13 protein-coding genes and 1 tRNA gene are annotated in these 17,685 nt (G+C 61.0%); 7 read left to right on the forward strand and 7 right to left on the reverse strand.

Annotated features, from left to right (window positions below):
- Positions 1-74 precede the first annotated feature (74 nt).
- The 3 genes from mshC to ACU5E9_RS02745 are packed head-to-tail and all read right to left on the reverse strand — an operon-like array spanning position 75 to position 3,604.
- Positions 75-1,358, reverse strand: a complete 1,284-nt coding sequence (gene mshC / locus ACU5E9_RS02735; RefSeq protein ID WP_456812114.1) for a cysteine--1-D-myo-inosityl 2-amino-2-deoxy-alpha-D-glucopyranoside ligase — start codon at positions 1,356-1,358, stop codon at positions 75-77.
- 13 nt (positions 1,359-1,371) lie between these two features.
- Entirely contained in the window at positions 1,372-2,226 is an 855-nt protein-coding gene (locus tag ACU5E9_RS02740) for an undecaprenyl-diphosphate phosphatase (RefSeq protein WP_456812115.1), read from the reverse strand.
- 52 nt (positions 2,227-2,278) lie between these two features.
- On the reverse strand, positions 2,279-3,604 hold the full coding sequence (locus ACU5E9_RS02745) for a M20/M25/M40 family metallo-hydrolase (protein ID WP_456812116.1): 1,326 nt from the start codon (positions 3,602-3,604) through the stop codon (positions 2,279-2,281).
- Between the two features lie 168 nt (positions 3,605-3,772).
- Between ACU5E9_RS02745 and ACU5E9_RS02750 the strand changes: the two genes are divergently transcribed.
- Positions 3,773-3,857, forward strand: a tRNA-Leu gene (locus ACU5E9_RS02750).
- 221 nt (positions 3,858-4,078) lie between these two features.
- Here ACU5E9_RS02750 and ACU5E9_RS02755 read toward each other — a convergent pair.
- The 4 genes from ACU5E9_RS02755 to ACU5E9_RS02770 all read right to left on the reverse strand — a co-directional run bounded on the left by ACU5E9_RS02755 (position 4,079) and on the right by ACU5E9_RS02770 (position 9,441).
- Positions 4,079-5,803: a hypothetical protein gene (locus ACU5E9_RS02755; RefSeq protein ID WP_456812117.1), complete on the reverse strand. Its 1,725-nt coding sequence runs from the start codon at positions 5,801-5,803 to the stop codon at positions 4,079-4,081.
- Entirely contained in the window at positions 5,800-6,684 is an 885-nt protein-coding gene (locus ACU5E9_RS02760) for a hypothetical protein (protein WP_456812118.1), read from the reverse strand. The genes ACU5E9_RS02755 and ACU5E9_RS02760 overlap by 4 nt, the downstream gene beginning before the upstream one ends.
- Before the next feature lie 832 nt (positions 6,685-7,516).
- Positions 7,517-7,936, reverse strand: a complete 420-nt coding sequence (locus ACU5E9_RS02765; RefSeq protein ID WP_456812119.1) for a hypothetical protein — start codon at positions 7,934-7,936, stop codon at positions 7,517-7,519.
- A gap of 812 nt (positions 7,937-8,748) precedes the next feature.
- The gene (locus ACU5E9_RS02770; protein WP_456812120.1) at positions 8,749-9,441 is read right to left on the reverse strand and encodes a DUF1643 domain-containing protein; all 693 of its coding nucleotides are present in this window, start codon (positions 9,439-9,441) and stop codon (positions 8,749-8,751) included.
- Between the two features lie 66 nt (positions 9,442-9,507).
- On the opposite strand from ACU5E9_RS02770, the gene ACU5E9_RS02775 reads away from it, so the two are divergent.
- From ACU5E9_RS02775 to ACU5E9_RS02800, 6 genes are all read left to right on the forward strand, one after another.
- A complete protein-coding gene (locus ACU5E9_RS02775; RefSeq protein WP_456812121.1) occupies positions 9,508-12,213 on the forward strand; it encodes a DNA methyltransferase in 2,706 nt (901 codons plus the stop codon).
- Entirely contained in the window at positions 12,210-14,180 is a 1,971-nt protein-coding gene (locus tag ACU5E9_RS02780) for a DEAD/DEAH box helicase (RefSeq protein WP_456812122.1), read from the forward strand. Before ACU5E9_RS02775 ends, ACU5E9_RS02780 begins: the two co-directional genes overlap by 4 nt.
- A complete protein-coding gene (locus tag ACU5E9_RS02785; protein ID WP_456812123.1) occupies positions 14,177-15,367 on the forward strand; it encodes a GIY-YIG nuclease family protein in 1,191 nt (396 codons plus the stop codon). The genes ACU5E9_RS02780 and ACU5E9_RS02785 overlap by 4 nt, the downstream gene beginning before the upstream one ends.
- 383 nt (positions 15,368-15,750) lie before the next feature.
- Positions 15,751-15,981, forward strand: coding sequence for a hypothetical protein (locus tag ACU5E9_RS02790; RefSeq protein ID WP_456812124.1), 231 nt, complete (start codon positions 15,751-15,753; stop codon positions 15,979-15,981).
- Positions 15,982-16,409: 428 nt separating this feature from the next.
- On the forward strand, positions 16,410-17,057 hold the full coding sequence (locus ACU5E9_RS02795) for a hypothetical protein (RefSeq protein ID WP_456812125.1): 648 nt from the start codon (positions 16,410-16,412) through the stop codon (positions 17,055-17,057).
- The gene (locus ACU5E9_RS02800) at positions 17,054-17,680 is read left to right on the forward strand and encodes a GIY-YIG nuclease family protein (protein WP_456812126.1); all 627 of its coding nucleotides are present in this window, start codon (positions 17,054-17,056) and stop codon (positions 17,678-17,680) included. The genes ACU5E9_RS02795 and ACU5E9_RS02800 overlap by 4 nt, the downstream gene beginning before the upstream one ends.
- The last annotated feature ends 5 nt before the right edge of the window (positions 17,681-17,685 follow it).

The following is a 17,685-nucleotide window of genomic DNA, read 5'->3' on the forward strand; positions in this document are numbered from 1 at the left end:
CAGCGGCTGGTCGCGACCATCTCGTTGGTCGAGCTTGTCGAGACCTCGTGACCGGCCTGTGCGTCGTGTGGCGGCTAGAGCTTGATGCCCAGGAGGGCGTCGATGGCGAGGCCGAGCAGCGCGGGATCGTCCACGCCCGCCGACACTGCCGCATCCACCGCCGCGAGGGCGCCGCGGGTGTCGAGGTCGTTCACCAGGGCGGTCCGCATCCGGTCAATGACCGCCGCCGCGCTCTCCGTGGCGGTCTCGGCGGCGATGGCCGCGGGAACCGCGATCGGGCCGAACGCGAGCGTCCAGGCCGCCAGGCGGGACTCCGCCTGCACCAGCTGCTCGGCGGTCCACTCCCAGTCGGTGCGGTAGTGCTGCGCCAGCAGGGCCAGGCGGATCGCCCGGGGGTCGCTGCCGCCGGCCCGGAGCTTGGAGACCAGCACGAGGTTGCCCAGCGACTTGCTCATCTTCTCGCCCTGGTAGGCCACCATGCCGGTGTGGCTGTACACCTGCGCCAGCGGATGCCCAGACAGCGCGGCCGCATGACCGGCGCTCATGTCGTGGTGCGGGAAGATCAGGTCGCTGCCGCCGCCCTGCACGGTGAAGTCCGTGCCGAGCTCGGCCAGCGCGATCACCGAACACTCGATGTGCCAGCCGGGGCGTCCGGCGCCGACCGGGGACTCCCAGGACGGCTCGCCCGCCCGGGCGGCACGCCAGAGCAGGGGGTCGAGCTGGTCGCGCTTGCCGGCCCGGTCGGGGTCTCCCCCGCGTTCGGCGAACAGCCCGAGCATGGTGGCCCGGTCGAGGTTGCTCTCGTCGCCGAGGGCCCAGGGGGCCTGGCGCTCGGCCGCGCGGATGTCGAAGTACAGGTCGGCTCCGGGCCCGTCCGGGGTGTCCAGGGCGTCCGGGGTGGGCACCTTGTAGGCCAGGGCGGCCTCGCGCAGGGTGTGCACGGCGGCGGAGATGTCGTCGATGACATCGGTGACGGCCACGAAGTCGTCCGGCGGGATGATGCCGAGGGACTCCATGTCGGCCCGGAACAGGTCGGTCTGCTCCTCCGCGAGCTCGCGCCAGTCGACACCGGTCGCGGTGGCGCGCTCCAGCAGCGGGTCGTCGACATCCGTCACGTTCTGGGCGTAGTGCACCCGGTATCCGCCATCGCGCCAGACCCGCTGCAGGGTGTCGAAGGCCAGGTAGGTGGCCGCGTGGCCCAGGTGGGTGGCGTCGTACGGCGTGATGCCGCAGACGTAGAGCCGGGCGACATCGGCCGGTTTGGCTTCGACGATGGAGTCCGTCGCGGTGTCGTGCAGACGCGGTGCGTCTGAGCGTCCCGGGATCGACGGGATGACGGGAACTGACCAGGCGCGCATGCTTCCAGCCTAACTAGGCCGTGATGGTGTTCGTGCCGAGCAGGATCATCACGACGATGCCCAGCGCGATGCGGTACACCACGAACGGCATGAAGCTGCGCTTGGAGATGTAGCTCATGAAGAAGCCGATCACGAACAGGGCCACGATGAACGCGACGACGGTGGCGACCAGGGTCTCCAGCGGGCCGAAGATCTCGGGCGTGCACGTCGCTGCCGCCGCGACACACGGCTCCTTGATCGACTTGTAGACCTGGTAGAAGCCGCTGCCGAGAACGGCGGGGATGGCGAGCAGGAAGGCGTAGCGGGCCGCGGCGGCGCGTTCGTAGCCGAGGAACAGGCCGGCCGTGATGGTGCCGCCAGATCGGGAGACGCCCGGGATGAGTGCCAGCGCCTGGGCGAAGCCGAAGATGATGCCGTGGCCAACGGTGAGGTCGCCCAGCTGGCGGCGCTTGGCTCCGACGTAGTCGGCGATGCCGAGGAGCACACCGAAGGCGATGAGCATGATCGCGGTGACCCAGAGGTTGCGCAGGCTGGTCTCGATCTGGTCCTGGAAGAGCAGGCCGAGGACCACGATGGGCAGGGTGCCGAGGATGATCAGCCAGCCCATCCGGGCGTCGTCGTCGCTGCGCGGGACCTTGCCCACCAGGGACTTGGCCCACTGGCCGATGATGCGCACGATGTCGCGCCAGAAGAAGATCACCACGGCAGCCTCGGTGCCGATCTGCGTGATGGCGGTGAACCGGGCGCCGGGGTCTTCACCGGTGCCGAGGAACTGCCCGACGATGCTGATGTGGGCGCTGGAAGAGACCGGCAGGAATTCGGTCAGCCCCTGAACCAGGCCCAGGATGACCGCGTTGATGAAGTCCACGTGATACTCGTTTCGCTTGTGCTGAGTGCTGGCGGGTAGCTCAGGCGGTGGGCTAGTACGTCGACAGCAGATCGGTCAAAACCGTCCTGCCAAACACTAATGCGTCCAACGGCACACGCTCATCAACGCCATGGAACAGCGCCGGGAAATCCAAATCGGCTGGGAGTTTCAGCGGAGCGAAACCATACCCCTTGATGTCGAGCTTGCTCAGGGCCTTGTTGTCGGTGCCGGCGGGCATCAGGTACGGCAGCACGGGGGCGCCGGGGTCGTGGGTGCCGAGGGTCTGCACGATCTTGTCGATCAGGGGTCCGGCGAATTCGGTTTCGAGGCCCACATCCCGGTGCATCACGACGATCTCGATATCCGGCCCGACCAGCTCGGCGAGTTCGGCCAAAACGGCGTCCTCCTCGCCCGGCAGGGAGCGCAGGTCGATGAGCGCCTCGGCCCGGTCGGGGATGACGTTGTGCTTGTAGCCGGCCTGCAAGACCGTCGGGTTCATGGTCGTGCGCAGGCTCGCCTGGATGAAACCGGATGCGGTGCCGGTGGCCAGCGCCAGTTCGTCCGGTCCCATCGCCTGGGGTTCGACGCCGAGGATCCGGGCGATCTCGGAGAGCAGCTGCCGGGTGGTGTTGGTCAGGCGGATCGGCCACTCCCGCCGGCCCACCTTGGCGACGGCCTCGGCGAGACGGGTGATCGCGTTGTCGGTGACCAGTCGCGAGCCGTGCCCGGCCGGGCCGTGGGCGACGAGCTTGAGCCAGATGAGAGCTTTCTCACCCGTTTGCAGGAGGTACGCCCGCTCCCCGCCGATGCTGATCGAGTAGCCGCCGACCTCGCTGATCGCCTCGGTCGCGCCCGCGAACAGGTCCGGCCGGGTGTCGACGAGGTAGTGCGAGCCCAATACCCCGCCGGCTTCCTCATCGGCGAAGAACGCGATGACCAGGTCCCGCTCCGGCTGGCCGCCCGAGGCCAGCACGTCCGTCAGCGAGGCCAGGATCATCGCGTCCATGTTCTTCATGTCCACGGCGCCGCGGCCCCAGAGCATGCCGTCGCGGATCTCGCCGCCGAACGGGTCGACGGACCAGTTCGCTGGTTCCGCCGGGACCACGTCGAGGTGGCCATGCACGACGAGAGCGCCCTTGGCGCGATCGCGGCCGGGCACGCGGGCGACCACGCTGGTGCGGCCGGGCTCCGAATCGATCAGCTCGGGCGTGAGGCCCAGGTTGCTCAGCTTCTCGGCCACGTATTCGGCCGCATCCGTCTCGCCGTTGGAGCGACCCTCGCCGTAGTTGGTGGTGTCGAACCGGATCAGGTCGCGGGCGATCTCGGCGGTCAGGTCGAGGGTGTCGACCGCGGGAGGCGTGGGGGCGGTGGCTGTCATGCAGTTCACGCTACCGGGCATCGGGGCCGGTCCGCCTGTGGCGTGGTTCATCCGGGGTAATGGTCGCCGCCGGGGGCGCTGGAGGAACCGTCTGGTGTCAGGAAGGGGTTCCGATCCGTGCTAAGTTATTCCCCGGCAGCAAAACATAACTGCGGCCGAAAACATCCAGTCCGGGTGGCGGAAATGGCAGACGCGCTAGCTTGAGGTGCTAGTGCCCGTATAGGGCGTGGGGGTTCAAGTCCCCCTTCGGACACGGAAGGTGTTTCACGGAATCTGGGTTTTGATTTCATGAAATACGCACTTAGAGGTCAATCCAGCTAGACGCTGTATTGACCTTTTTGCGTTTAAGATCCAACGCTCGCCTGCGACTAGACCCCTAGGAGGCGCTGCGCCTTCAATAGCTGATTTTGCCAACGGTGAACACCCGCCTGCTGCAATCGTGAATCCGGATACCAAGCAGAGCGTTTGGAAGGTCTAATTTGGAGGCGCAAGCGACGGTGGCTCCGGTGGACGAAGGAGCGGCGCCTCGTCTGGTCCCTTGCGCCTTCGGGAGCGGTATCGCTTCCCGCCAGAAGTCCGCTCGGCGTCGGTCTTGAAGAACGTGAAGATTCTACGAATGTTCGAGGACACCGCGGCAATCGTCGAAGCAAGATATTGAAAGGCGAACCCGCGACCAGAGCGTTTTGCGGGGTTGCCAAGGTCTTCGGCGCCAACGTCCTTCATCAGTTTGTGGGACGACTCGACCAGGGGCCGCATGTGGTACTGATCTTGCCATTCCGGTGATCTGAAGGGATATTTTTGAACGTGCTTGATGGGTTCGTTCTTCTGCTGTCCCATATCAGCGGCCTTGCCGCTTGGAATACACGTCGGAACGGTGAGGCTACTTCGGGTCACTGGCTTCACTCGTGCACCAGTCAATGGATCAATGGCCATGTATCCAGGAGTTGGATAACTAAACCTTTGATAACCGTCGGCGTCCGGGAGCCCCTTTGGTGTCATGCGGTAGGCGGAGCGCGAGGCCACACATGCCTGTTCCTCGTCCTCGCTTATGAGACCCTTGCGAAAGTCTCTCGTGGCCGTGATTAGACGCTTGGGCATCCACTTCACGTACCAGTTCCCGTCCACAAGGATCAGATCCTCGTAAAATCCCTGTTGGCCGAGATCGGGGTGCTTGTAGTCGATAACGAGCTCGACCCCGAGCTTGCGTGCGGGTATTTGAAAGTTTTGTGGGCGTTCGTTGTTGTAGGCCCTGTCGCATATTAGCTTGAGTCGAGTAAAGCCGAGTCGTTGATGCGACTCGACAAGTTTCAAGGCATGACCGCTGATCTCACCGGGTCGATGGAAGCTGACCGCAGTGATGAGATTGGGAAAGTCCATGGTTTCACCCGGCCGGTTCCAGACCATCACGCTCGTTTCCTGTTCGTATGCGGCATCGTCAGTCTTGGCACCCTGACCATCGTGACTTCCTTCACGTCGGTAGCGACCGGAATGCGGATCTGCGTTTCCGCGTCGAAAACTCGCGTCCTTCGGATTGGGATTGCCTCGGACTTCTATCTCCGTGGCATCAATGGCGATGTTCCCCTCGTACTTGCACCAGATGTAGCGGGGCAGCAGCCGAACGGAGGCGTGGATTAGTTGCTCGCAGATCCAGTCGAGACGTTCTAGTTTTCGGCGGCAGTTCCTCCGAGCTGTCTCAGTACTTTCACGCGCGCGCAAATCCGCGTACTCCTCTGGAGTGAGCCTCCTGTTGCGCGGCGCTGGGAACGGGTCGAGGAGGGAGAGCAGGCGATTTGCTGAACGCCACGCACGTTGGTACCAGTCGTCGTGGTCTCCGGGCGTGTCCCGAATACCCAGGCATTCAAAGTCCTGCGCGTCCATTCGCTTGTTGAGAGTGTCAGCAATGCTGTGGTAGCTGATTCCGTCGCCCAGCTGCACTTCAAGTACGAAGAGGACCATAACGGCGTAGACGGGTATCTCGGGCTTTCGGCCAGCCCTTGACTTCCGCTCCGAAGCGCGCCACTTCTCAATCTGCGGCATGATCCCAGACCTATTGACTATGAGAATCGAGGTATTGAGATAAGCCTTCGGTATGGGACCACGGCCGCGTTCCCTTTCAAAACTCTCCGCACCGGTCCGGAAGGTTTCTTGCATGCGCCTTTCAAGAAACGCAGCCGGCCCACCCACATTTGAGCCGATCATGGAGCTCCGCCTCGAAGCGCTCGGCGGTATTCAGAGATCTCCAGCTCGGGCAAGTATTCAAGGTAGACAGCTAGGTTCTCGAACTTGCGGATCCCGCTGGCACTGAGGAGCTCTTTCATTCGGGTTCCCGAGTGCAAATGAGTTACAAGCCAGGTGGCGCGGAGGCGGTCACCGCGGGGCGCACGCCCGGTCGTGGTGGCGGTGAAGCTACTAAGCATGTTCGTTGAATTAATACGGTTCGGTGATCCCCACACCGGAGCGCCGGCGGGAATCGACCCGAGTATGGGCACCAACCACTTCTCCCATTCCTCGAGGAGTGGAACTATTCGGGGGTTCCTACCCCGCACGGTGACAACGACCCCGTCATCGTCAGCTTGCACGTCCTCACGGAGGACCGCGCCTATCTCCGCTGATTTCAGTCCGGCACCCGCTGCGAGGGCCAGCATGGTTATCGCCTTACGCCGCTTCACGGCAGTGTTCTGTCCAAGTGCCCAGTCGCAAAACTGTTGCATCTCCGCCGCTGTGTAAGGGGGTTGTGATGTCCTGTCGTTCAGCGGACGCATCGGTTCCGGGTGCTCCTCCGGAAGGAGCACCTCGGAGATTCTGAGAAGCATTGACCGGTAATTTCGTCTAGTTCCCGGGCTCAAACGCAACCTGGGACTCGTGCAAAAGAGCTCAATGGCCTGGCGGCTGAAAATGACCTCGGTGGTGAGGGGCCACCCTTGCGTGTACACGCCCCACAAGACAAACGTCTTGGTAACTGAAATTAGATGCGTGGCGGTGTATGCAGTTTGCGGAGCTGCGAGAGCGACAGCGTCGAGGACAAAAGGCTCAATCTCCTCCCAGTGCTCTGCGTCGCCCCGCGCGATGAAGTTCGCCATTGCCTCACGCACTCCTTCGCTCAAGCGGCTGTAGCTACAGCCGATGAGAAAAGGATGCCCCGACCTGTCGTCTTCAGCAAGGGCGCCAAGCAATGGCGCTAGGCTCGCGGCATGAGTCCTCGCCCAGCTCGTGTCGCCCCAAAGGAGTCGTGTATCGACTGGCCGAACGCCGCGTGCGACGACGCCGTCGCCGAGTATGCGCGGCAGCTCGTTGTGAATCTCCGAACCGCCATGGCTGGACGCAGCGTCCGAGAGGTGGCCCTGATCACTGAGGTTGACCGTGCGACTATCGGCGCTTTTTTGAATGGTTTGTCCTGGCCTGACATTGTCACCGTCGCCAAGCTCGAACTTGGGCTCGAACGGGGAATCTGGCCCCGAATCGTGGACTAGACGGTCTCCCGCGGGGCCGATTGTGGAACTCATCTTGATTCCATCTGCCGATCTGGGGTGGGTCGGGCGGCGCTGGACAACGCCGCTGGGCCAGTTCGCACCTGCGTTGAGTGATGGCGATGCCCGAAGGTGCAACGTGCTGGGCGCTCGCGGCGGGCAAATCCGACTAGCACAAGCCATGCTTGCGGGTCGAAATAGGGCAGACGCGAGCCGGTCTCGCGGTTCCGCGCGATCGACTTCTGGGGGCGGGGCGACGCTATTGCGCCCAAGGCTGAATGTCTCATGTCGGCGTCAGCAGGGCATGTCACGAGTGATGTCGGCCGGCACCTGCTACTCCAGATCAGCGTAAATCGGCCTGGTAGCTGCTGCACATCTTCTTGGGCCGCGACATTATTTGTGTCCTAGGGCACATCGTGGTGCCGAAGCAGCATGATCGGTCAGGTCATTGAAACGAGATTGGAGAAATGGTCGGCCAAGTTTGCCTCGGAGTGTCCAACCGCTGTTTCCGGCGGAGATTGTTCGACGCGTTCCAGCGGACGGAACTCGGCATCGCGGATGGAATGCCCCCTAGGATGCGATTGGCTTTTTGTATTTCTTCGAGTGTGATTAGCGAATCGCCGCGCAAGACCTTCGACCATCGGTCATACGGTTGCTCAGTGAGCATCGCGAATTCCTTAATGGTCTCACCGCGCGCGCGAAGTCGGTTCTGAATATGAACCGAGTAGTGATTCTGGATTTTGGCGAGTTCGACCCGATCGTATGCCTCCATTGAAGCGGGACGAATCCAACGCACACTCAAAGTCTTGCCAAACACGCTTGGTTCTACTGAATACTGGCGTGGGCGAAACTGAGGGATGGTCATGTAAACAATTGTGCCGCGACGTCTGACGATTTGTCGTTGTCGTTGTCGTTGTAGTTGTCGTTGTCGTTGTCGTTGCGGTGGTCGTGGTCGTGGTCGTGGTCGAGGTCGAGGTCGTGGGCGCGGAGAGATATGTCTTATCCCATCGCGAACAATCCCGAGTGGTACGGCCCAGAGCAACCAAAGCTCCCCCTGAGCTGAGTCTGCAGCAGGCTCCCATTCCAGTGCTGGGCGCCGTACCTTGAACGCGTCAGTTCTCAAGGAGGAACTGACCTCGCGTCCAAGTCAGTTCTCCGCTGGCGCTACTCGACGCGTGCGACTCCCAATTGGGTGGGCGAAGCTGCCCGGTCAGCAAGTCAAGTACTCTTGATTGCCGGGATGATGGTCGGGTGCGTGGCCAGTACTGGAGGGACGCCACCCTGCTTCCCGGGGCCACGTTCAGGTACGTTTCCAAAGAACCGGTCCTTTGCGTCACGTGACAGGCTAGTTCGGGCTCTTGCCACCTAGTTCGGACTAATCAGTCTGCCAATGAATCTCAAATGTCGGTAATGGATGACACAGTGCTCAACACAAGCCCTGTCACCAAAGAAGTTCACCACTTGTACCAGCGCCGGCCGGCGCTCGATCTGTTCCCCACTGCGGAGTAGTCCCCGAGGGCTTCCAGCTGACAGGTAGCTGGCACACCGGTCACGACCGGGATGAGCTGTTGCTGTGTTTGGACTTCGGGCTAACTCTTTGTATCACGTGCGCGTCGCCTGAGGCGCTGGGCGGCTTCTCGCCGCTGATCCGGAGTGAGGACGGCGGATAGGCTCACTTCATGGCAGCGGCAGGTACACCTTCGGGCCGAGCATCGGTAGCAGGCCAGTCCTCGGGGTGGGGTGCCTAGGGTTACGGTCAGCGGTAAGCGAGTCCAAGCTGAAAACCTGCACGCCGAGAGACCTGAGCCGCGCAAGCACGTCGCGTTTGGCTTGCCGAATTGTCGGTTTAGGGTTCCCACCCCAGGCCCCAAGAATCTCGGTGACTTGATACTTCGCGATCACTTCCTCGACCGCATCACAGTTATCCTGCGAAAGTGAGGCATCGTAGTCACATAGATTCGCCGGGTCTGTAGCCCGCTCGGGATACAGGTTGAGCATGACCCAGCCTCTGTAGCCGTGGTCGATGCTCGCTTTGATCAGGCGGTTGATCGTCTTGTCTGACACCTGCTCGCTGGCGTGCGACGGATTCATGCAGAGCGCTATGAGCGGAGGGTTGCCGAGCGACCAGCCAGCGTCGTTTCCAAGGGCGAAGCGCCGCTTTGCCTCCGGCGGTGCCGGTTTCCAGAAAGTCGCCTCGCTACCCTGCGGATACGCCAGCGCCATGAGCAACACCGTTCTTTGAGGACTATCAAGAAGTTCGGTCGCTCCGTTCAAGCGTGGTTGCCCATTCACGCGCACTGGAGCCTCGGAAGAGTCTTCCGGGGCCGACACTACCGCACCGATAAGATCTGAGATGAGCGGAATGATCATCGATCGTTCCGGTTGCGAGTACACGCAGCCGCAACGGCGCGCCCGTGAAGAATCAGCGAGAGAACGATGGCAAAACTAAACCTCAAGGCCGTAGAGGAACGGGTCGCTCCACTTGCAGACCGAGAATCGTACGACCGCGAATTCATCTTCGATCTGCTTCTGGCCTACGGGAAACCTAAAGGCAATGTGACTCGTCTGAAGAACGGCACGTCGCTCAACGTTGCAGCTGACCCGTCGCGAGAGGTCGCTCAGAAGAACGTTGTCTACTTCCGCGAGACCAACGGCGACCCACTAGCCGAGCTCGAGGAACTACGCATCTCGGCCGCAGTGGTGAGGTACAGCCCGCGATTCGTGATCGTCACGGACTACGACGAGGTCGTTGCGATTGACACGCAGGTGCGCGAGACCATCGGTTTCCCTATTCGCGACATCATCAAGCACTTCACGTTCTTCCTGCCCTGGGCTGGCATGGAGAAGGCACAATACGTCGCCGAGAGGATCGCTGACGTCAAGGCCGCCGAGCGCATGGGCAAGCTCTTCGACGAGTTGCTGGCTGCGAACCCCGGCGTGCTCGAGCAGCACAATGGTCGTCACTCGCTGAATGTGTTCTTCACGCGGCTGCTCTTTTGCTTCTTCGCTGAGGACACCGAGATCTTCAACGAGAGCCAGTTCACCAACGCTGTGGGGTCGCACACCCAAGCCGATGGGTCCGACGCCGCGGACTTCTTGCGGGACGTGTTCCTCGCGCTTGATACCGAGCGCCCCGAGGACAAGCCGCACCACCTCGCGGCCTTCCCTTACGTCAATGGCCGTCTCTTCTCCGTGGCCGATGACGAGTTCGTGCCAGTGTTCACGAAGTCGGCACGACAGTTGCTCATCGAGCTGGGCACACTGGTTTGGCGTGAGATCAACCCCGACATTTTCGGCTCGATGTTCCAGGCGATCGTCACGCCCGGTAAGCGCTCAGATCTGGGCCAGCACTACACCTCGGTGCCAAACATCTTGAAGACGATTGAGCCGCTGTTCATGGACGAGCTGCGTGATCAGTTTGACGCTGGATTCGACAGTGTGAAGAAGCTCAGCGCCCTGCTGGACCGGATCAGCGAGATCAAAGTTTTCGACCCGGCCTGTGGCTCGGGGAACTTCCTCATCATCGCCTACAAGGAGCTGCGTCGCCTCGAGCACGGCATCCTTGAGCGCCTCTTCCAGCTCGACAGCAAACACCAGATGCTCTACGCCGAGTCTCGGATCAACATCGAGAACTTCTACGGCATCGAGATCGATGACTTCGCGGTCGAGGTAGCGATCCTCTCGCTGTGGATCGCGAAGCACCAGATGAACACCGAATTCAAGGAGAAGTTCAGGCTCACGATCCCCTTGATCCCACTCAAGGAGACCGGCCAGGTCAAGGTAGGTAACGCGACACGAGTGGACTGGAACGACGTCTGCCAGAACGACGGTGTGTCCGAGATCTATCTGATTGGGAATCCGCCTTATGTCGGGTCGAGCATGCAGTCTACGGATCAGAAGGCAGACTTCTCGGTCGTATTTGGCCGCCGGACCTTCTCAAAGAATCTCGACTACATCACGTTGTGGTTCGTCAAGGGTGCAGACTTCATCCGCGGAACGGCTGCGCAGCTGGCGTTCGTTACGACGAACTCGGTCGCGCAAGGCGAACACGTCAGCTTGATGTTTCCGACGATCTTCAGCATGGGTATCGAGATCGGCTTTTCATACACATCGTTCAAATGGGAGAACAACGCGAAGCGAAACGCCGGCGTTACGGTAGCCGTAATTAGTCTGAGGAACACATCGACTGCACCGAAGTTCATATACACGGATGGACTTCGGCTTGATGCGTCCAACATCAACGGGTACCTTGCGGATGCTCCGAACATCATCGCGGGTCGCCAGATGAAGCCAATCTCGACAGGTCTCCCCACCATGGCGTTCGGTTCAAAACCGACTGACGGCGGATATCTCGTTCTTGATCCGGCCGAGAAAATACGATTACTCGACGAGTACCCCGAAGCCGCTCAGTTCGTGAAGCGGTATGTGGGTGCGTCGGACTTCATAAACGACACCGAGCGTTACTGTCTTTGGATCACCGATCGTGAAGCCAGCGCAGCCCGTAGCATTCCGCCCATCAACGACCGGCTGGAGAAGCTCACTGCCTGGCGACTCGAGAGCAAGGCGGGGAGCACTGTGGAGTTCGCTGGCCGCCCGTACAGGTTCAAGCAGATCGCTTACAAATCGACAGACTCTATCTTCGTTCCACGAGTCTCATCGGAACGACGGGCATACATCCCAATGGGCTATCTCGATGATAGTTACGTCATCAATGACCAGGCATACGCCGCCTACGATGCCGAACCGTGGGTCTTCGCCCTACTCACGTCTGCTACGCATATGGTCTGGACTCGAGCGGTCGGCGGTCGGATGAAAACTGACTTTCGATATTCGAACACGATCGTCTACAACAATTTCCCCGTACCGCCTCTCTCTGACATCGTGAAGGAAAAGCTCACTGTCGCGGCACTGCGTGTGCTGGATGTGCGCGAGTACCACTGCGAAAAGGCACTGGCTGAGCTGTATGACCCCGACAAGATGCCGGCGGACCTCCGTGCTGCGCACACCACGGTGGACGACCTCGTTGATTCGATCTACTCGAAGAGCGGCTACGAGACGGACGAACAGCGATTGTCGGACCTGTTCGGTATGTATGAGGCCATGACTGCGGCTGAGGCTTTGAAGGGGAAGAAGAAGAAATGAGCAAGCCCGAGAACATCGTCGATGTGACGTATTCCCAGACGGGGGCGTCGGTGCATACTGATGCACTGGGTATGCGCGAGATGCAGCAGCGCGTCTTCGAGAAGCGTGATGCGCAGCACCTGCTGGTGAAGGCTCCCCCGGCCTCGGGTAAGTCCCGCGCGCTGATGTTCGTGGCGCTCGACAAGCTCTACAACCAGGGCCGCAAGAAGGTCATCGTCGCGGTGCCAGAGAAGTCCATCGGCGCATCGTTTGCCACCACGCCGCTGACCAAGAACGGCTTCTTCGCCGACTGGGAAATCAAGGACGAACACAACCTCTGCACGCCCGGGTCATCGTCTGGCAAGGTCAAAGCCTTCGTAGACTTCCTCAACGGACCGGACGCAACGCTGGTGTGTACGCATGCGACGTTGCGCTTTGCCTTCGAGAAGCTCGCCCCCGAAGCGTTCAACAGCACTGTCCTAGCGATCGATGAGTTCCACCACGTCTCCGCGGACACCGGATCGAACCGACTCGGCGCATTGCTGCGTGACGTCATGGCTGGGTCTGACGTGCACATCGTGGCCATGACTGGCTCATACTTCCGCGGCGACTCAGTGCCCGTGCTCTCCCCCGATGACGAGGCACAGTTCACGCCGGTGACGTTCAACTACTACGACCAGCTGAACGGCTATGAGCACCTGAAATCTCTGGGTATCGGTCACCACTTCTACCAAGGGCGCTACACCGACGCGATCAGCGAGGTGCTGGACCTCGACAAGAAGACGATCCTCCACATCCCCAGCGTGAACTCCGGTGAGTCAACAAAGGACAAGATCGAAGAGGTCGGCTTCATCATCGATGCGATCGGTGAGGTCTTGGACACCGAAGAGGACACCGGAATCATCCGGATCCGTCGCATAGACACTGGCCAGATCCTGCGTGTGGCTGATCTCGTTGACGACAACAACCAGAAGGCGCGCGCTGACACACTGCATTACCTCTCGACCGTCGCAGCGAAGCAAGAAGATGCAGTGGACATCATCCTGGCGCTGGGGATGGCGAAGGAAGGCTTCGACTGGCCGTTTGCCGAGCATGCTCTGACGGTGGGCTACCGCGCCTCGCTGACTGAAGTTATCCAGATCATTGGTCGCGTGACCCGCGACAGCCCCGGCAAGACGCATGCCCAGTTCACGAACCTCATCGCCGAACCGGATGCGTCACAAACCGAGGTTAAGGTCTCGGTCAACAACATGCTCAAAGCGATCACGGCATCGCTACTGATGGAGCAGGTGCTGGCACAGAACTTCACCTTCAAGACCAAGCGCGATGGGGATGCACCGGAGCCGGGCACGTTGCGGATTAAGGGTTTCAAAGAGCCCTCGACTGAACGTGTGAAGCAGATCGTGGACACCGACCTGAACGATCTGAAGGCCACAATCCTCCAGGATGACACCTTCGCTCGTGCCGCTGCCGGAAGCATCGATCCTGAGACCACAAACAAGGTCTTGATCCCGAAGATCATCCGTGAGCGTTACCCGGACCTAAACGAAACCGAAATCGAAGAGATCCGCCAGCAGGTTGTCGTGGACTCGGTGATCAAGAACGGTGAAGTGCGTACTGTCGGCGACCAACGGTTCATCAAAATGAGCGAGAAGTTCGTCAACATCGACGAGATCAATATCAACCTCATCGACTCCGTCAACCCGTTCCAGCGTGCTTTCGAGGTCATGTCGAAGTCGGTGACAACGAATGTTCTGCGGATCATTACGGACGCCATCTCGGCGACGCGGATCGAGTTCACCGAGGAAGAGGCGCTCGCCCTGGTGCCGCGGATTAAGAATTGGATCAAGGTCAATGCCCGCAAGCCCGACTCTCGCACCGATGATCCGACAGAAAAGCGTTACGCGGACGCGCTGATCTGGCTCCAGCGAGCCAAGCAGAAGCTCGAGGCAGAGAAACGAGCAACAGAGATGGTGACTGGCGAATGACAGAACACGAAGACGAGTTCGAGGCTGCGCCAGCATCGCTACAGGATCTCATCGACAACGACCTTGATGGGTTGCTGGACGTCCCAGAAAAGCCGAAGAAGTTGACGGCGACAGATCGGCTCCAGCGCGCCTTCCTGGAGATCGTAGAGTTCCGTCGTTCGCATGGCCGTTTGCCGAGTGCAACCACGCGGGTCATCGCTGAGCGCAAGCTCGGAGCCCGGCTCGATGGCATCCTCGCAGACGAAGCAAAGCTCGAAGAGCTCAAGCCGCTCGACGAGTTCGGGATGCTCGAGGTCCCCGAAGCACCGTCGTCCCTCGAGGATCTACTTGATGACGACGATCTCGACGTTTTACTCGGTGACGAGAGCGGCATCCTTGACGTGTCGGACCTGCCCGTGCTCAAGCGCCCTGAGTCGCCGGACTCGGTCGCTCAGCGGGTGAAAGCTCAAGACTTCGACCTCTTCGAGCCTCTGTTCAAGGCAAAACATGCCGAGCTCGCTGACGGGACCTTCCAGTTGATGCCATTCACCGGCATGGATCTCATCCGAGAGGGTGTTTTCTTCGTGCTCAGCGGTGTGATGTGCTTCGTCGCCGAGGTCGGGATGGATGTGGATCTGGTCGTCGGTGGAAAGCCGAAGCAAAAGCAGCGATTGCGCGTGGTCTTCGAGAACGGCACAGAATCCGCAATGTATAGGCAGAGTCTCATGACGCGTTTGTACGAGGCTCAGGGACAGGTTCTAGCGCGTACGGGGCATGATGCAGGCGAGGCCCTCGATGCAGATGTAGAAAGCGGGCACATCTACGTGCTGAGCTCGTTGAGCGATGACCCGCAGGTGTCGGCTATCAAGAATCTGCACAAGATCGGGTTCTCTACAACCAGTGTTGAGCAGCGTCTCAAGAACGCCTCGAAGTCGCCGACGTATCTGATGGCCCCTGTCAAGGTGCTGGCGGACTACCGCCTTTACAACACCCGCGCCTCTTTGCTCGAACATTTGCTGCATCGAGTGTTTGCCGAGGTGCGCCTCGACCTGACGCAAATCGATCAGAAGAGCCGCGACTATGATCCCTCGGAGTGGTTCGTTGTACCGCTGGAAACGATCAACACAGCAATCTCGATGATCATGTCCGGCGAGATAACCGATTACGCGTACGACAAAACACAGCACCGGCTGGTTGAGCGCGGCTGAATTGCTAGTCCCGTGGTCTACTGACCCTGGCGGTGTCTATTTCAGCGATAGGTTCAACGTATCCCCCGGGTCGAAAACTGGGGCGCATCCGTCGATTCTGTCATCACCGGCTCCCCGTCCTCATCGATCCCTTCTTGCTCTCAACAGTGACGAGGAGGAGTATCAAGCGCTTCATCAGCAGATCGTGGACTACCTATATCTTCTACGAGATCATGCGCGGGAACCTCTGAATTCCGCTCGCATCAAGAGCTGATATTGCTTCAGCGAGGTGCGGCAGAACTGGCTCGGATTCGCGGTCGGCAGCAATCAAGGCCATGGTCGCGGCAAGCAGTTCGCAGTGCCCCTGCATAGTGCGTTAGATGATCTTCTTCGAAACATCCGCAATGAACCGATCACTAGCTCAGGTGAACTACTCGACGGCGCTTCGCGCGTACGACGCGGCCATCACCAAGCGTTACGCCGAGGCAGACGCGGCGGCGGCCGCGTTCGCCGCCTCCGCCGCCGAGCCGATCAGCTCGTCGGATCAGGGCCAATCGCCGGAATCGGCATCACAGGCCGCGTCCGCGCACGCGGTGGGCCTGCGCTTTTTTCCACTCTCCCGGCGCCGACGTTGAGGCGGATCCCCCAGGGGGACCCAGCAGCACGGCGGGTGGGTCGGAGCCGATAACAGCGCGTATGTCAGCAGCGCTCCCTCTTGATCGTGAAGGCGAACGCTCCCTGGCCCCCGCGTCATCGACTAAGTGCGTATCGCGCGACTGCAGCGCGCTTCAACGCGCGGCTCGACGCCGTCAGCGAGAGTAACCAGACGCTCACAGAGCAGTCGGCACTGCCGCTCGCCCGAAACACCACCGCGCGAACTTTGATGTCCACCGCTGACGCAGCGCATGGACGTCCGGTGAGGGCGGGACCCGGGATTCGGCGCCCTGGTCGCTCACGAAATCACGCGCCTGCAGTGCACGCTATTGTCAGAACTGAGCAGAGCGAACACCCCGTGCATCTATGGGAACGGTCGGCGGCTACACGACACGTTCCAGGGGGAACCATGACCAAATTCATTGCTCGACTCGTTGTCGGAACCGCCGTGGCGGTCGCACTCGCGGGCTGCTCGAACGCACCCAATGACCGAGTATCGGAGACCTCCACTGCCAGCGCTTCGGCCGTCGCGGCGATTGATGCTGGGCCAGTCGAGCTGACCTCGGATGAGGCCGGGACCCGCTACCTGAACATCATCTGCCCACAGAACTTCGGCGTTCAGGCCCTCACCGATGCTTTCTCAGCAGGAGAGGACGAGTTCCGCGCGGGGGGAGACCCTGATCCCGCCGCTGTGAAAGCATCCGCCGCCGACAGGATCGTGACCGCCCGCCTCGTCGTCGACTTCCTCGATGCCGAGTACTTCTTGTGGCCCGAGGAAGTCAGGGACCAGATTCCGCTTGTGCGAGATTCGAGCGTTGCCGAGCTGAGCACGCTGGATGGAATCGTGAATGCTGTCAGCTATGAGGATGCCTACTACGCGACTTGGCCGGACTTCACCGCCGCGGGTACCGCGGCGCAAGAGATCCGTTATCAGCTCGGCCTCGATGCCGACACCACAGCGAGCTGCACCGGCTATGAAGGTGGACACGACACTCTCACGGCCGAGACGACAGCTCGCGAGGCGCTGCTCGCCGAGCAGGAGTCAACGAAAGATTGAGCGACGAGCAGCCTTCGCCTGCCTGCATCGCGCCGAGTGAAGCCCGCCAGAATGGCGCCCTGGACAAGCCATCGGGCGCTCGACTGCTGTCCCCGGATGCGCTCACGAATCTCGTCGACATCGGTATGGTTCCAAGCAAAAAAGGAGTGTACGGCTGGTGGTTTACACCCGGCATCCTTAAGGTCCCATCGATCGCGTACACCACGGCAGAAGGCCGCGAGCTCCTATACATCGGAATCGCCCCCCGGAAGCCGAGCGCTGCCGGCGGAGTCAGCGCCAGTCACCTCAAGGCCCGGATCACCGCGCACGCAATGAAAGATGCCTCCCGATCCACGCTTCGACTGAGCCTCGGAGTCCTCTTAGCGGACGAACTGGGGCTCGTCCTTGGGATACACAAAGGCAGGGCGAACTGGGGCCCGGCGGGCGAACCCCGGCTCACCCGCTGGATGAACGAGCACGCACGAATTAGCTGGGTCGTTGACGAGACGCCCTGGGTCATTGAGGAAGAGCTGCTGGCAGGGACGCCACTGGCACTGAACGTGGACGGGCGCATCGACGCCTTCGCGGCGTCGCTATCCGCCAGACGGAAGCAAGCCCGCCATGCAGCCCGGCAGGCGGCTTGACAGCC

Source organism: Cryobacterium sp. AP23 (genome assembly GCF_054075385.1).

What these genes read in the sequence shown, in the direction of transcription:
- mshC (WP_456812114.1), bottom strand. Translation starts at nt 1,358, where the DNA reads ATGCGCGCCTGGTCAGTTCCCGTCATCCCGTCGATCCCGGGACGCTCA.
- ACU5E9_RS02745 (WP_456812116.1), bottom strand. Translation starts at nt 3,604, where the DNA reads ATGACAGCCACCGCCCCCACGCCTCCCGCGGTCGACACCCTCGACCTG.
- ACU5E9_RS02755 (WP_456812117.1), bottom strand. Translation starts at nt 5,803, where the DNA reads ATGATCGGCTCAAATGTGGGTGGGCCGGCTGCGTTTCTTGAAAGGCGC.
- ACU5E9_RS02760 (WP_456812118.1), bottom strand. Translation starts at nt 6,684, where the DNA reads ATGGCGAACTTCATCGCGCGGGGCGACGCAGAGCACTGGGAGGAGATT.
- ACU5E9_RS02765 (WP_456812119.1), bottom strand. Translation starts at nt 7,936, where the DNA reads ATGACCATCCCTCAGTTTCGCCCACGCCAGTATTCAGTAGAACCAAGC.
- ACU5E9_RS02770 (WP_456812120.1), bottom strand. Translation starts at nt 9,441, where the DNA reads ATGATCATTCCGCTCATCTCAGATCTTATCGGTGCGGTAGTGTCGGCC.
- ACU5E9_RS02775 (WP_456812121.1), top strand. Translation starts at nt 9,508, where the DNA reads ATGGCAAAACTAAACCTCAAGGCCGTAGAGGAACGGGTCGCTCCACTT.
- ACU5E9_RS02780 (WP_456812122.1), top strand. Translation starts at nt 12,210, where the DNA reads ATGAGCAAGCCCGAGAACATCGTCGATGTGACGTATTCCCAGACGGGG.
- ACU5E9_RS02785 (WP_456812123.1), top strand. Translation starts at nt 14,177, where the DNA reads ATGACAGAACACGAAGACGAGTTCGAGGCTGCGCCAGCATCGCTACAG.
- ACU5E9_RS02790 (WP_456812124.1), top strand. Translation starts at nt 15,751, where the DNA reads ATGAACCGATCACTAGCTCAGGTGAACTACTCGACGGCGCTTCGCGCG.
- ACU5E9_RS02795 (WP_456812125.1), top strand. Translation starts at nt 16,410, where the DNA reads ATGACCAAATTCATTGCTCGACTCGTTGTCGGAACCGCCGTGGCGGTC.